Origin of the sequence: Nocardioides sp. Root122 (assembly GCF_001425025.1) — a bacterium.
Taxonomy (GTDB): Bacteria; Actinomycetota; Actinomycetes; order Propionibacteriales; family Nocardioidaceae; genus Nocardioides.
The window spans coordinates 73733-87642 of record NZ_LMDE01000004.1; the positions used below are offsets into that span (position 1 = coordinate 73733).

Annotated in this window: 14 protein-coding genes; 10 read left to right on the forward strand and 4 right to left on the reverse strand. The window is 72.9% G+C overall.

Annotated elements, in window-relative coordinates; translation table 11 throughout:
• Window positions 1-94 precede the first annotated feature (94 nt).
• Entirely contained in the window at window positions 95-1420 is a 1326-nt protein-coding gene (locus ASC64_RS06065) for an NAD(P)/FAD-dependent oxidoreductase (RefSeq protein WP_056906647.1), read from the reverse strand.
• A gap of 258 nt (window positions 1421-1678) precedes the next feature.
• On the opposite strand from ASC64_RS06065, the gene rplM reads away from it, so the two are divergent.
• From rplM to glmM, 3 genes are all read left to right on the forward strand, one after another.
• Window positions 1679-2122 (forward strand): 50S ribosomal protein L13, encoded by a 444-nt coding sequence (gene rplM / locus ASC64_RS06070; protein ID WP_056906648.1) that lies wholly within the window; start codon window positions 1679-1681, stop codon window positions 2120-2122.
• Window positions 2119-2640 carry a 30S ribosomal protein S9 gene (gene rpsI, locus ASC64_RS06075; RefSeq protein ID WP_200937480.1) on the forward strand — a complete coding sequence of 174 codons (522 nt, stop codon included), beginning with the start codon at window positions 2119-2121 and terminating at the stop codon, window positions 2638-2640. The genes rplM and rpsI overlap by 4 nt, the downstream gene beginning before the upstream one ends.
• A gap of 121 nt (window positions 2641-2761) precedes the next feature.
• Entirely contained in the window at window positions 2762-4108 is a 1347-nt protein-coding gene (gene glmM, locus ASC64_RS06080; RefSeq protein WP_056906650.1) for a phosphoglucosamine mutase, read from the forward strand.
• Here the strand turns inward: glmM and ASC64_RS06085 are convergent.
• Window positions 4105-4449, reverse strand: a complete 345-nt coding sequence (locus ASC64_RS06085) for a hypothetical protein (RefSeq protein ID WP_056906651.1) — start codon at window positions 4447-4449, stop codon at window positions 4105-4107. The two genes, glmM and ASC64_RS06085, sit on opposite strands and share 4 nt — an antisense overlap.
• Before the next feature lie 139 nt (window positions 4450-4588).
• On the opposite strand from ASC64_RS06085, the gene ASC64_RS06090 reads away from it, so the two are divergent.
• Complete coding sequence (locus ASC64_RS06090; protein ID WP_156385051.1) at window positions 4589-5581, forward strand: hypothetical protein; 993 nt, start codon at window positions 4589-4591, stop codon at window positions 5579-5581.
• Here the strand turns inward: ASC64_RS06090 and ASC64_RS06095 are convergent, their stop codons facing one another.
• Complete coding sequence (locus ASC64_RS06095; RefSeq protein ID WP_056906653.1) at window positions 5582-5950, reverse strand: winged helix-turn-helix transcriptional regulator; 369 nt, start codon at window positions 5948-5950, stop codon at window positions 5582-5584.
• A 98-nt stretch (window positions 5951-6048) separates the two neighbouring features.
• Here ASC64_RS06095 and ASC64_RS06100 point away from each other — a divergent pair, with 98 nt between their 5' ends.
• Window positions 6049-6633: an NAD(P)-dependent oxidoreductase gene (locus ASC64_RS06100; protein WP_056906654.1), complete on the forward strand. Its 585-nt coding sequence runs from the start codon at window positions 6049-6051 to the stop codon at window positions 6631-6633.
• 143 nt (window positions 6634-6776) lie between these two features.
• Window positions 6777-7946, forward strand: a complete 1170-nt coding sequence (locus ASC64_RS06105; protein WP_056906655.1) for a calcium-binding protein — start codon at window positions 6777-6779, stop codon at window positions 7944-7946.
• Between the two features lie 22 nt (window positions 7947-7968).
• On the opposite strand, the gene coaA is transcribed toward ASC64_RS06105, so the two are convergent.
• Entirely contained in the window at window positions 7969-8982 is a 1014-nt protein-coding gene (coaA, locus tag ASC64_RS06110; RefSeq protein ID WP_056906656.1) for a type I pantothenate kinase, read from the reverse strand.
• 65 nt (window positions 8983-9047) lie between these two features.
• Here coaA and glmS point away from each other — a divergent pair, with 65 nt between their 5' ends.
• The 4 genes from glmS to alr all read left to right on the forward strand — a co-directional run bounded on the left by glmS (window position 9048) and on the right by alr (window position 13910).
• Window positions 9048-10892, forward strand: coding sequence for a glutamine--fructose-6-phosphate transaminase (isomerizing) (gene glmS / locus ASC64_RS06115; protein ID WP_056906657.1), 1845 nt, complete (start codon window positions 9048-9050; stop codon window positions 10890-10892).
• 63 nt (window positions 10893-10955) lie between these two features.
• Window positions 10956-11309, forward strand: a complete 354-nt coding sequence (locus ASC64_RS06120; RefSeq protein WP_056906658.1) for a holo-ACP synthase — start codon at window positions 10956-10958, stop codon at window positions 11307-11309.
• 4 nt (window positions 11310-11313) lie between these two features.
• Window positions 11314-12717, forward strand: a complete 1404-nt coding sequence (locus ASC64_RS06125; RefSeq protein WP_056906659.1) for an NAD(P)H-hydrate epimerase — start codon at window positions 11314-11316, stop codon at window positions 12715-12717.
• Window positions 12718-12725: 8 nt separating this feature from the next.
• Window positions 12726-13910 carry an alanine racemase gene (gene alr / locus ASC64_RS06130; RefSeq protein ID WP_235563553.1) on the forward strand — a complete coding sequence of 395 codons (1185 nt, stop codon included), beginning with the start codon at window positions 12726-12728 and terminating at the stop codon, window positions 13908-13910.

Consider the following 13910-nt stretch of genomic DNA (forward strand, 5'->3'; position numbering starts at 1 on the left):
ACGTTCGTGGGGTCCCCTCAACTTAGTCCGGCCCTCGACGCGACCGCGAATCAGGTGTCCACGACGGGAGCCGTGAACGGCCCCGGTCGAGCCCTCAGCGACCGGCCACGCGGTTGGCCACCCGGGCGATCCGGCTGGTGCGCGGCAGGCCCGCGTCCTCGCGCCGGTCGGCGGCGCGGTAGAGCCGGTAGAGGGCGTGGACACCCGCCCAGCGCAGGGGTTCGGGCTCCCAGCGGCGTACGGCGTGGCCGGTCCACGGCAGGGCGGTCAGGTCGGTGTCGCGACCCAGCACGAGGTCGCGCAGCGTGCGCCCGGCGAGGTTGGTCGCGGTGAGCCCCGAACCGACGTAGCCGCCCGCGTGGCCGAGGCCGGTCGCGGCGTCGTACGACACGCTCGCGCTCCAGTCGCGGGGGACGCCCAGGACGCCGCACCACGCGTGGTCGAGGCCGATGCCGGCCAGGGACGGGAACAAGGAGGTGAGGGTCGAGCGCAGCGACTCGACCGTCCAGTCCTGGGTGCGACCGTCGACGTCGGTGCGCGACCCGAAGCGGTAGGGGACACCCCGCCCGCCGAGCGCGATCCGCCCGTCGGCGGTGCGCTGGGCGTAGCAGTAGGCGTGCGCCTCGTCGCCGAGCAGCTCCTGCCCGCTCCACCCCACCTCGCGCCACTGCGCCGCGGTGAGCGGCTCGGTCACCACGATCGCGGAGTTCATCGGCAGCCAGTCGCGGCGGTGGCCGGCGAGGCCGGCGGTGAAGCCCTCGAGGCAGCGCAGCACGACGGGCGCACGGACGGTGCCGCGCTCGGTGACCGCGGCGCCCGGCTCGACGCGTACGACGCGGGTGGCCTCGTGGATGCGCACGCCCCGCTCCCGCACGACGCGGGCCACGCCGCCGACGAGCCGGGCCGGCTGGACCCGTGCGCAGTCGGGGTCGTAGTGGCCCGCGACGGCGCCGGCGACCCGGATCCGCTGCGCCACCGCGTCGGCGTCGAGCTCGCCGCCGAGACGCTCGGCCTGGGCCTGCGACCGTGCGACCGTGAGCACGCCGCTGCGCACGATGTCGGCCTCGATGCCCTCGCGCGCCGCGATCCCGACCACCTCGTCGACCGTCGCCCTCAGTGCGGCACGCAGCCGCGCGACGCCGTCCTCGCCCGCCACCTCGGCGTACGTCCTGGCGCTGCCGGCGAGCTCGGACGACAGCCAGCCGCCGTTGCGCCCGGACGCCCCGAACCCGGCGAACTCCGCCTCGAGCACGCGGATGTCCAGGGTGGGGTCGGCCTCGTGGAGGTGGTAGGCCGTCCAGAGGCCGGTCAGCCCGCCTCCGACGATCGCCACGTCGCAGGTCGCGTCGCCGTCCAGCCGGTCGGTGGGGGAGGGCAGCCCGACCTGCTGCCACCAGAAGGAGACGCCGCCGTTGCGCACGCCGTCATTGTGGCGCCCTGGGTGGTGGTGGCGTTTTGACGCTCACGCTCGGCGCGCCGTAATCTTGCTGGTCGCGACTCCTGCCGCGCCCACTCCTCCTCGTCACGGGGAGGGAGCGGGGTGCAGATCCGGACGTCATCCCCACCCTGAGCCAGCCTCGGGCCGGGAGCGAACCGGGCCGTGTTCGTCAGAAGCCGCAGCTCCACCCCTTGCCCTCGTCCGAGGGCCGGGACCAACGAACCAGAACGGGACACCGCCGTGCGCACGTACAGCCCCAAGCCCGCTGACATCCAGCGTGAGTGGCTCGTCATCGACGCCACCGACGTGGTCCTGGGCCGCCTCGCCGTCCAGACCGCCAACCTCCTCCGCGGCAAGCACAAGCCGACCTTTGCTCCTCACATGGACATGGGCGACTTCGTCATCATCGTGAACGCCTCCAAGGTGTCGCTGTCGGGGACCAAGAAGACCACCAAGATGGCCTACCGCCACTCCGGCTACCCGGGCGGCCTCTCGGCCACCCCGTTCGGCGAGCTCCTCGAGAAGGACCCGCGCAAGGCCATCGAGAACGCGGTGTGGGGCATGCTCCCCAAGAACAAGCTCGGTCGCCAGATGCTGAAGAAGCTGAAGGTCTACGGAGGCCCCGACCACCCGCACCTGGCCCAGCAGGCCACTCCCTTCGAGATCTCCCAGATCTCCCAGTGACGACTGAGGACTCACAGATGACTGAGAACACCACCGAGGTCGAGGAGACCTTCGAGACCGACGCCGAGGGCGTTGCCTACACCTCCGAGAGCGACGCCTCCGCGGACACCCCGGCTCGCCCGGCGACCATCGCCCCCGGAGCGGCCACCGGCCGTCGCAAGGAGGCCGTCGCCCGCGTGCGCATCGTCCCCGGCACCGGCGAGTGGACCATCAACGGTCGATCGATGGACAGCTACTTCCCCAACAAGCTGCACCAGCAGATCGCGAACGAGCCGTTCGTGGAGCTGCAGCTCGAGGGTCGCTTCGACGTGATCGCCCGCATCCACGGCGGCGGCATCGCCGGTCAGGCCGGCGCCCTGCGCCTCGGCGTGGCCCGCTCCCTCAACGGGATCGACACCGAGGCCAACCGCCCGGCGCTGAAGAAGGCCGGCCTGCTCACCCGCGACGCCCGCGTTGTCGAGCGCAAGAAGGCTGGTCTCAAGAAGGCCCGCAAGGCTTCGCAGTTCAGCAAGCGCTGATCCGCACCTGCACCACGAGGCCCGCACCGTCGTCCGACGGTGCGGGCCTCGTCGCGTGTGGGGCACGTCGCCCCGTCCTCGGTTCCGTCGTGACCGCGCCCGGGCCGTAGGCTCACCGACCATGACGCGACTCTTCGGCACGGACGGTGTACGGGGCCTGGCGAACGCCTCTCTGACGGCGGAGCTGGCCCTGGACCTGTCGGTCTGTGCAGCACACGTCCTGGCCGACCGCGGCGAGTTCGAGGGGCACCGCCCGCTCGCCGTCGTGGGCCGCGACACCCGCATCTCGGGGCAGTTCCTCGAGGCCGCGGTCGTCGCGGGCCTCGCCTCCGCGGGAGTCGACGTGCTCCTGGTCGGCGTGCTGCCGACGCCGGGCGTGGCCTACATGACCGACCGGCTCGGCGCCGACCTCGGCGTGATGCTCTCGGCCTCGCACAACCCGATGCCCGACAACGGCATCAAGTTCCTGGCCCGCGGCGGCCACAAGCTCGACGACGCGATCGAGATCGCCATCGAGCGCCGCATGGGTGAGCCGTGGGAGCGTCCGACCGGCGGTGCCGTCGGCCGGGTGAAGGTCTACGAGAGTGCGGTCGAGGAGTACGCCGCCCACCTCGAGAGCACGATCACCCACCCGCTGGTGGGCCTGAAGGTCGTGCTCGACTGCGCCGAAGGCGCCGCCCACGCGGCCGGCCCGCGGGCCCTGGAGGACGCCGGCGCGACCGTCATCGCGATCCACGCCGACCCCGACGGCCTCAACATCAACGACAACTGCGGCTCGACGCACCTCGGCTCGCTTCAGGCGGCGGTGAAGGAGCACGGCGCCCACGCCGGCTTCGCCCTCGACGGCGACGCCGACCGCTGCCTGGCCGTCGACGCCGACGGCATCGTCGTCGACGGCGACCAGATCCTGGCGATCCTGTCGCTGTCCCTGCTCGAGCAGGGACGCCTGGCCAAGGACACCGTCGTGGCGACCGTGATGAGCAACCTGGGCTTCGTGCAGGCGCTGCGCGCCCACGACGTCGGCGTGCGCCAGACGAAGGTGGGCGACCGCTACGTCCTCGAGGCGATGAAGGTCTCCGGCTACAACCTCGGCGGCGAGCAGTCCGGCCACGTCATCCTCAGCGACCACGCCACCACCGGTGACGGCATCCTGACCACCCTCCACGTCATGGAGCGGATGGCCACCACCGGGAAGTCGCTGGCCGAGCTGGCGGCAGTGATGACCCGACTGCCGCAGGTGCTGATCAACGTCCCGGGCGTGGACAAGTCGCGCGCCGACGAGGACGCCGTCCTGGCCGCGGCCGTCGCCGAGGAGGAGGCCGTCCTCGGCGACCGCGGGCGGATCCTGCTGCGCCCCTCGGGCACCGAGCCGATCGTGCGCGTGATGGTCGAGGCACCGACCCACGACGAGGCCCAGGGCGTCGCCTCCCGCCTCGCTGCCGTGGTCACCAGCCAGCTCGCTCTCTAGCGCAGGGCTGACAGCCGCTCCGCGGCCCGCCGGGCGGCGACGGCGCGCTCAGGGACCGAGCACGCGTAGGAGCGCCCGGCCTCCTGCAGGGAGGCGATCTCGGCCTCCAGCACCGCGAGCTCCTCGGCGTCGCTGAGCACGCGACGCGCGGCCTCGGTCACGCCGACCCCTACCGGAGCGTCCTCGAGCGCGCCGGCCGTCGCGTCGGTCGGGACCGCCTCGGCGTTCTCCAGCGCGGCGAGCGCCGTGCGCAGGGTGGACACGGTCTCGGCGTCACGCGCCTTGCGAGCTTCGAGGAGCGCCGTACGCAGCCGGGTGCGCAGCGGGGAGTCGGTGGTCATGGCCGGAGCCTGCCAAGCCGGCCTCGATCCCGCACCCGGATATCTGAGGACACCGTGGACGTCCCCGGACCTCCTCACGGTCACCCCGTCCTCAGATATCCGTGTGCGGCTGGCGAGGGCGCGCGGCTACCGTCGCTGCGTGGTCGACATCGAGCAGATCAACCCCCGCAACCAGGCGGCGCTGCGCGCGTGGTGGGAGGTCGGGCACGCCGCGACGGCCTACCGCCCCGGCAAGCCGTGGCCGGTCTGGGAGCAGAGCCGGGTCGCGCTGCCCGCCGACAACCCCGAGCGTGGCATCACCCTCATCGGGGCCATCGACGGCCGCGAGATGGTCGGGGCCGGGTTGCTCACCCGCACGCTGCGCGACAACCTCCACTCCGCCATGGCGTTCGCCTACACCCGCCCCGACCGCGTGCGCGAGGGCATCGGCCGCCGCCTCGTCGAGGAGCTCGAGGTCGTCGCCGCGGGCGACGGCCGCACGACGGTGCAGAGCGAGGCCTACCTCCCGCCCGGCGGCTCCGGCGTCCCCGAGGCCTTCGCCGCCGCGATGGGGTACGACGTCGCCAGCCGCGAGTCGATCAAGGAGCTGACGCTCGGCGACTACCTCGCCCGCCGCGAGGCACTCGCCGCGGAGGCCCCGGTGCCCGACGGCTACCGGGTCATCACCTACGACACCGTCTGTCCCGAGGAGCACCTCGAGTCCTTCGGCCGGCTCCTCGGGATGCTGATGACGGAGGTGCCGCTCGGCGAGCTCGACCTCGAGGACTCGGAGTGGGGCCCGGAACGGATCCGCGACGCCGAGCAGCGGCAGGTGGCGATCGGCCGGCACGTGCAGACGGCCATGGCGCTCGCCCCCGACGGCTCGGTGGCCGGGGTGTCCGACGTGCGCGTCGACGACAGCGACCCGACGTACGGGCAGGTCGGGATCACGCTCGTGGACCCGGTGCACCGCGGACGCCGGCTGGGGCTCGCGCTGAAGGTCGCCACCCACGACCTCGCTGTGGCGGCGTACCCCGAGCTGGTGAGCGTCGACACCTCCAACGCCGAGGTCAACACGTGGATGAACGCGGTCAACGACGCGCTGGGCTACCGGACGATCGAGACGCTGCTGGAGCTGCAGAAGAAGCTGTGATCAGCGGGCGTCGAGCGCGGCGTCGTAGCCCTCGCGGGAGGCCAGGATCTGCGTGAGGTGGCTCTCGGCCCAGTCGGTGAGCATCGCGATCGGCGCGGTCAGGGACGTGCCGAGGGCGGTGAGCTCGTAGTCCACGCGCGGCGGCACCTGGGCGTGGACCGTGCGGGTGAGCAGGCCGTCGCGCTCCATCGCGCGCAGCGTCTGCGTGAGCACCTTCGGCGCGACACCGCCGATGCGGGTGCGCACCTCGGTGAAGCGCAGCGGCCCGTCCTCGAGCGCGCCGATGACGAGGACCGTCCACTTGTCGCCGATGCGGTCGAGCACGACCCGGGTGGGGCAGTCGGGGTCGAAGGCGTTGCCGCGATCCATGGTTACCACAGGGTACTCATATCACGTTGAAGTCATCAGTTACCAATGGTTACCGTCGAATCCGACATGCAGGACCCACCACCCACGAAGGACTCCCCATGAAGATCGCAGTGTTCGGCGCCACCGGCATGGTCGGCTCACGCATCGCCCGCGAGGCCGAGGCTCGCGGCCACGCGGTCACCGCGCTGAGCCGCTCGACCGGCGCCGACATGGCCGACGCCGCCGCGGTGCGCAAGGCCGCCGCCGCTCACGATGTCGTCGTCTCCGCCACCGGCCCGAGCCGCACCGGCGAGTCGCACGAGCCCTGGCTCGCCTCGGTCGCCACCCTCATCGACAACGCCGCTGACGCGCGCGTCCTGTTCGTCGGCGGTGCCGGCTCGCTGCTCACCCCCGATGGCACCCGGCTGCTGGACACCGACGGGTTCCCCGAGGAGTACAAGGCCGAGGCCTCCTCCGGTGCCGCCGCCCTCGAGCAGTTCCGCGCGGCCCCCGACTCCCTCGACTGGACCTTCCTGAGCCCGTCGCCGGTCATCGCACCGGGCGAGCGCACCGGCAGCTATGCCACCGCGCTCGACACGCCGGCAGGCGACTTCGTCTCGGCCGAGGACTACGCCGCCGCGCTGGTGGACGAGATCGAGGAGCCGCAGCACCGCCGCGAGCGCTTCACCGTCGCCAGCGTCTGACCAAGCCGGGGCGTCCGGACACGGGGGCTGTCGACCCCTCACATTCCGCCGGCCGGTGCCGACAGGAGGAGTGGACCGTGCGGGCGGCAAGCCGCCCGTACGGCCCACCCAGTCCAGCCCCCGACGCCCCGGAAGACACAGCCATGCAGCGTCTGCTCCTCGGTTCCGCCACCCTGCTCACCTCCCTCGCGATCACGATGCCCGCCACCGCTACGACGCCCCACGCCGACGGCAACGTGCCGGGCCCGGGCGTCGTCGCCGGAAAGGCCGAGGCGAGGAAGGCCACTGTGGAGAAGGCCAGGGTGAAGAGGGCGAAGAAGGCGACCGAGGCCTCCGACCTGCTCGTGGGCAACGGCAGGGCCAACCGCATCAGCGGCTGGTCCGGCAACGACACCATCAAGGGCAAGGGCGGCAACGACCTCCTCGCGGGCAATGCCGACCAGGACACCCTCTACGGCGACGGCGGCAACGACACGCTGCGCGGCGAGCAGGGCAACGACGTCCTCTGGGGTGGCCCCGGCCGCGACCTGATCGACGGCCACGAGGGCGACGACGTCCTCCACGGCGAGGCAGGCGACGACACCCTCAACGCCGGGACGGGGGACGACCTCGTCCACGGCGAGGACGGCAACGACACCATCAGCGGGCACCAGGGCGACGACCAGATCTGGGGCGGAGCCGGTGACGACCTCATCGACGCCTACTGGGACGACGACGTCGTCCACGGCGAGGACGGCCGCGACACCATCAACGGCTCCGAGGGCGACGACGTCATCTACGGCGGCCCCGGCGACGACAACCTCCCCGACCGGTCGGGCAAGGTCGGCCCCGGCGGCAAGCACGGACCCGGCGGACTCTTCGGTGGCCCCGGCAACGACCACGTCTACGGCGAGGACGGCAACGACTTCGTCTCCGGCCACGACGGCGACGACGTCCTCGACGCCGGCACCGGCGACGACCAGGTGTCGGGCGGCAGCGGCAACGACGTCCTCGTCGACGGCACCGGCGACGACGTCATCAAGGGCGACGAGGGCGACGACGTCCTCTTCCTCGGCGAGGGCGCGGACAAGGTCTGGCCCGAGGAGGGCAACGACGTCGTCTACCTCTTCGCCGACGGACAGCCCGACGTGGTCCGCTGCGACGACATGGACACCGCCGCCCAGAGCGCCAACGCCGGTCTCGCCGACCAGGTGCTCTACATCGGCCCCCGGGACCCCCTCGACGTCATCTGGGACTCCTGCGAGACCGTGCAGTCCATCGCCTACCTGCCGGTCGGGTGGCCCTACGGTCCGGTCGGCGGCGTCTCGGGCTGAGGTCGTCGGGGCGCGGCCCGGCTCAGAGCTTGCGGAGGCGGACGTACCTCACCGAGTGGTCGGCGTCCTTGCGGAGCACGAGGTTGGCCCGTGAGCGCGTCGGGGCGACGTTCTGGACGAGGTTGGGCTCGTTGATCGAGTCCCAGATCCGGGTCGCCTGGTCGACGGCCTCGTCGTGGGACAGCGCGGCGTACTTGCGGAAGTACGACGCCGGGTCGCGGAACGCGGTCTCGCGCAGCCGCAGGAAGCGGTCGACGTACCAGCGCTTGATGTCGGCGAGGGCGGCGTCGACGTAGACGGAGAAGTCGAAGAAGTCGCTCACCGCCAGGCCGGTGCGGCCGTCGTCGCGCACCCGCGCCGGCTGGAGCACGTTGAGGCCCTCGACGATGACGATGTCGGGGCGCTTGACGACCACCTTCTCGTCCGGGAGGACGTCGTAGACGAGGTGGGAGTAGATCGGCGCCTCGACCTCGTCGCGACCGGACTTGATGTCGATGACGAACTTCAGCAGCGCCTTGCGGTCGTAGGACTCGGGGAAGCCCTTGCGGTGCAGGATCCCGCGGCGCTCGAGCTCGGCGTTGGGCAGCAGGAAGCCGTCGGTGGTCACCAGGGCGACGTTGGGGTGCTCGGGCCAGTGGGCGAGCATCTGCTGGAGCACGCGGGCGGTGGTGGACTTGCCCACCGCCACGGACCCGGCGAGGCCGATCACGAACGGCGTGCGCGGCGGGGTGACGCGGTGCAGGAACTCCTCCTGCTCGCGGTGGAGTCGCGAGTTGGCGGCGACGTAGAGGCTGAGCAGCCGCGAGAGCGGGAGGTAGACCTGCTCGATCTCGCGCAGGTCGAGCGCGTCGCCGAGGCCGCGCAGGCGCACGATCTCCTCGGGGGTCAAGACGGTCTCCGCGGTGCCGGCGAGCTGGGCCCAGGCGGCCCGCTCGAGCTCGACGTAGGGCGAGACCTCACCGGAGGAGCTGCTCGACGAGCTGACGGAGGGGCTGCCCGAGGAGCTGCCGTGGGAGGGCGACGGGACCTCGGACATGGGTGCGATTGTGGCACCGCGCCGGGGCGCGGCCGTGCAGCGGCCTGCCGATAGACTAACCGGCCATGTGCGGAATCGTCGGGTACGTGGGTGCCAAGCCGGCTGAAGGTGTCGTCATCGAGGGCCTGCGGCGCCTGGAGTACCGGGGATACGACTCCGCCGGGATCGCCCTCGTCGACGGCGGCGCGATCGTCGGCGACAAGCGCGCCGGCAAGCTCGCCAACCTCGAGAAGGCGATCGCCGAGGCCCCGCTGCCGTCCGTCACCACCGGCATCGGCCACACCCGCTGGGCCACCCACGGCGCCCCCACCGACCGCAACGCCCACCCCCACGTCGGCCGCGCCCGCCGCGTCGCGCTGGTGCACAACGGCATCATCGAGAACTTCGCCGAGCTGCGCGCCCGGCTGGAGTCCCAGGGCGTGGAGATGACCTCCGACACCGACACCGAGGTCGCCGCCCACCTGCTCGAGGAGCAGCTCGAGACCGGCGTCGACCTCACCGAGGCCATGCAGAACGTCTGCCGCGGCCTGCACGGCGCCTTCACCCTGGTCGCCGTGGACGCCCAGGACCCCGACCGCGTCGTGGCCGCACGCCGCAACAGCCCGCTCGTGGTGGGTATCGGCGAGGGGGAGAACTTCCTCGGCTCCGACGTCGCCGCCTTCATCGAGCACACCCGCGAGGCGATGGAGCTCGGCCAGGACCAGGTCGTCACCATCACCCGTGACGGCGTGAGCGTCTCCGGCTTCGACGGCTCGCCCGCCGAGGGCACCCGCTACCACGTCGACTGGGACCTGTCGGCCGCCGAGAAGGACGGCCACGACTGGTTCATGCGCAAGGAGATCTTCGAGCAGCCGCGCGCCGTCGCCGACTCGCTGCTGGGGCGCCGCGGCACCGACGGGCTGCTGCAGCTCGACGAGATGCGCCTGTCCGACCAGGACCTCCGCGAGATCGACAAGATCATCATCATCGCCGCCGGCACGTCCTTCTACGCCGGCATGGTCGCCAAGTACGCCATCGAGCACTGGTGCCGCATCCCCGTCGAGGTCGAGCTGGCCAGCGAGTTCCGCTATCGCGACCCGATCCTCACCGCGTCCACGTTGGTGGTCGCGATCAGCCAGTCGGGGGAGACCGCCGACACGCTGCAGGCCATCCGCCACGCGCGCGTCCAGCGCTCCAAGGTGCTCGCGATCTGCAACACCAACGGCTCGACCATCCCGCGCGAGTCCGACGGCGTGATCTACACCCACGCCGGTCCCGAGATCGGCGTCGCCTCGACGAAGGGCTTCCTGACCCAGCTCGTCGCCTGCTACCTCCTCGCGCTCTACCTCGCGCAGGTCAAGGGCACCCGCTACGGCGACGAGATCTCGCAGGTCATGGACCAGCTCGACGAGATGCCGGGCCACATCGAGACGATGCTCGGCCGCGCCGAGCAGGTCTACGCCCTCGCCCGCGACCACGTCGGCAACCGGTCGGTCCTCTTCCTGGGCCGCCACGCCGGCTACCCCGTGGCCCTGGAAGGGGCGCTCAAGCTCAAGGAGATCGCCTACCTCCACGCCGAGGGCTTCGCGGCCGGCGAGCTCAAGCACGGCCCCATCGCGCTGGTCGAGGAGGGCCTGCCGATCTTCTGCGTGGTGCCACCCCGCGGTCGCGACCAGCTCCACGACAAGATGCTCAGCGGCATCCAGGAGGTGCGTGCCCGCGGCGCCCGCACGCTGTGCCTGGCCGAGGAGGGCGACAGCACCATCGAGCCCTACGCCGACGTGCTGATCCCGCTCCCGCAGGTGCCGGTGCTGCTGCAGCCGCTGGTCGCGGTCGTCCCGCTCCAGCTCTTCGCCTGCGAGCTGGCCTCGCAGCTGGGCCACGACGTGGACCAGCCGCGCAACCTCGCCAAGTCCGTCACGGTCGAGTAGGACCCACCCCACGAGAACGCGCTCCGCTTGCCTTCTCGCGGGGACCCCGGAAAGGAGCAGCGCATGCCGGTCATCGGTGTCGGCATCGACGTGGTCGACATCGACCGCTTCGTGCAGTCCCTGGAGCGCACCCCCGCCCTGCGCGGGCGGCTCTTCACCGAGCTGGAGGCCGGCCGGCCGCCGGCCTCCCTCGCTGCCCGCTTCGCGGCCAAGGAGGCGATGGCCAAGGCCCTCGGCGCCCCGACCGGGATGGCCTGGCACGACGCCGAGATCGTCTCCGAGGACACCGGCCGCCCCCGCTTCGAGATCCGCGGCACCGTGGCCGCGCGGGCCGAGGCGCTCGGCGTGGCCCACGTCCACGTCTCGCTCTCCCACGACGCCGGGATCGCCTCGGCCGTCGTGGTCCTGGAGGGCTGAGGCGATGCTGCGCGCCCACACCGTCGAGCAGGTACGCCGTGCGGAGCAGGAGGCGATGGCGTCCCTGCCCGAGGGGGCGCTGATGCAACGCGCGGCCGCCGGCCTGTCGGCTGCGGTGGTCGACCTGCTCGACGGGGCCTACGGCCGCCGGGTGCTGCTGCTCGTCGGGGCGGGCGACAACGGCGGTGACGCCCTCTGGGCCGGGGCCCGCCTGGCTGGCCGGGGTGCAGGCGTGGAGGCGCTGCTGCTCTCGGAGCACGCCCACGAGGACGGCCTGGCGGCCCTGGTCGCCGCCGGTGGCCGGGCGACCCGCGAGCTCGACGAGCTGACGCACCCCGAGGTCGTGGTGGACGGCATCGTCGGCATCGGCGGTCGTCCCGGCCTGCGACCGGACGCGGTCGCCGCGCTCGAGCGCTTCGCCGGGGCGCCCGTGGTGGCGGTCGACGTGCCGTCCGGCGTCGACGTCGACACCGGTGAGGTCGACGGCCCGCACGTGCGAGCCGACCTCACCGTCACCTTCGGCACCCACAAGGTCGCGCACCTCGTCGATCCCGCCAGCACCGCCTCCGGTGCCCTGCACCTCGTGGACCTCGGCCTCGACCTGCCCGAGGCGGCCGTCGAGGCGCTCCAGCCAGCGGACGTCCGCGGCCTGCTGCCTCGCCCCGGCCCGGTGGCGCAGAAGTACACCCGCGGCGTCGTCGGCGTCCGCGCCGGCTCGGGCACCTACCCCGGCGCCGCCCTGCTCGCCGTGGCCGGGGCGAACTCCGGCCTGGCCGGCATGGTCCGCTACGTCGGTCCACCGGCCGTCGCCGACCGGGTGCGCGCGGCTCACCCCGAGGTCGTGGGGGAGGGCCGGGTGCAGGCCTGGGTCGTCGGGCCGGGTGGCGGGGACGACGCGGCCGACATGCTCGCGGCCGCGCGTGCCGACGACGTACCCGTGGTGGTGGACGCCGACGCGCTGCGCCACGTGGACGGCCCTCTGTCCGGTGCGGTGCTGACTCCGCACGCCGGCGAGCTGGCCGCGATGCTCGACGTCGCACGCGAGGAGGTCGAGGCGCGGCCGCTCGAGCACGCCCGCGCAGCCGCCCGGCGGTGGGACTGCGTCGTCCTGCTCAAGGGGCACCACACCCTCGTCGCCGACCCGTCGGGTCGGGTCCGGGTGACCACCACCGGCGTCCCGTGGCTGGCCACCGCCGGCGCCGGCGACGTGCTCGCCGGGGTGATCGGGGCCCTGCTCGCCGCCGGGCTCACGCCCTTCGACGCTGCGTCGGTGGGGTCGTGGCTGCACGGCGCCGCGGCCACCGAGGCGGCGGACGGCGGGCCGCTCACGGCGAGCCGGGTCGCTGTCCAGGTCCCGCGGACCGTGCGCGACACGCTGGCTGCCCCGACGTCGAGGTCTCTGGGATGATCGGTCCCGTGTCCGATCCCGTGCCGCACCGCGCCGAGATCGTCGTCGACGTCGCTGCCATCCGCCACAACGTGGGGATCCTCAAGGACCTCGTGTCCGTGGACGCGCCCGTCCTGCTGATGGCGGTGGTCAAGGCCGACGGCTACGGCCACGGCATGGTCGAGTCGGCTGCGGCCGCGCGCGACGGCGGCGCCGACTGGCTGGGCGTCGCGACGATCGACGAGGCGCTCGCGCTGCGCGCCGCCGGCGATCGGGGTCCGCTGCTGTGCTGGCTCAGCGCACCGGGTGAGGACTTCGCGGCCGCCGTGGCCGCCGGGGTCGAGCTCACTGCCTACTCCGTCGCCGAGCTCGACGAGATCGCAGCTGTGGGCGGCGCGCGCGTGCAGCTCAAGGTCGACACCGGGCTCTCCCGCGGCGGCGCCGCCCGCGCGGACTGGGAGCACCTCTTCGCCGCCGCCGCCGCCCACGAGGCCGGGGGGCGGGTGCGCGTCACCGGCATCTGGTCGCACCTCGCGGCCAGCGACGAGCCCGCCCACCCCGCCAACGACGCCCAGGAGACCGCCTTCCGCGAGGCGCTCAGGCTCGCCGAGCGGGCCGGTCTGGACCCCGAGGTCGCCCACCTCGCGAACTCGGCGGCGACGATCCTGCGCCCGTCGTCGCACTTCGACCTGGTGCGGTGCGGCATCGCGTCCTACGGCCTCGACCCCGCCCCCGGCGTCAGCCCGAGGCTGGGCCTGCGGCCCGCGATGACGGTCCGCGCCCGGCTCGTGATGAGCAAAGCGATCCACGCAGGTGACGGTGTCTCCTACGGCCACACCTGGGTCGCCGACCGCGACACGAGCATCGGCGTCGTGCCCGCCGGCTACGGCGAGGGCATCCCGCGCGCCGCCGGCAACACCGCTTCGGTCTGGGTCGAGGACTCGTTGCGCCCGATCCGCGGGCGGGTCTGCATGGACCAGCTCGTGGTCGACCTGCACGGCGAGCTCCCGCCACCGGGCACGGAGGTCGTCCTCTTCGGCCCCGGCGACCGTGGGGAGCCGACCGCCCAGGACTGGGCCGACGCCGTGGGCACCATCAGCTATGAGGTCGTGACCCGGGTCGGCGGCCGGCTGGCCCGCCGGCACGTGGACAGCGAAACCGAGTACGACACCGAGGACGACACCGAGCAGGACACCGAGGGGAGCTCCCGTTGA

Bases quoted from the DNA above. Each gene is read 5' to 3' on its own strand.
- ASC64_RS06085 (WP_056906651.1), bottom strand. From the start codon at position 4,449: ATGACCACCGACTCCCCGCTGCGCACCCGGCTGCGTACGGCGCTCCTC.
- glmM (WP_056906650.1), top strand. From the start codon at position 2,762: ATGACGCGACTCTTCGGCACGGACGGTGTACGGGGCCTGGCGAACGCC.
- ASC64_RS06105 (WP_056906655.1), top strand. From the start codon at position 6,777: ATGCAGCGTCTGCTCCTCGGTTCCGCCACCCTGCTCACCTCCCTCGCG.
- coaA (WP_056906656.1), bottom strand. From the start codon at position 8,982: ATGTCCGAGGTCCCGTCGCCCTCCCACGGCAGCTCCTCGGGCAGCCCC.
- ASC64_RS06120 (WP_056906658.1), top strand. From the start codon at position 10,956: ATGCCGGTCATCGGTGTCGGCATCGACGTGGTCGACATCGACCGCTTC.
- ASC64_RS06095 (WP_056906653.1), bottom strand. From the start codon at position 5,950: ATGGATCGCGGCAACGCCTTCGACCCCGACTGCCCCACCCGGGTCGTG.
- ASC64_RS06100 (WP_056906654.1), top strand. From the start codon at position 6,049: ATGAAGATCGCAGTGTTCGGCGCCACCGGCATGGTCGGCTCACGCATC.
- ASC64_RS06125 (WP_056906659.1), top strand. From the start codon at position 11,314: ATGCTGCGCGCCCACACCGTCGAGCAGGTACGCCGTGCGGAGCAGGAG.
- glmS (WP_056906657.1), top strand. From the start codon at position 9,048: ATGTGCGGAATCGTCGGGTACGTGGGTGCCAAGCCGGCTGAAGGTGTC.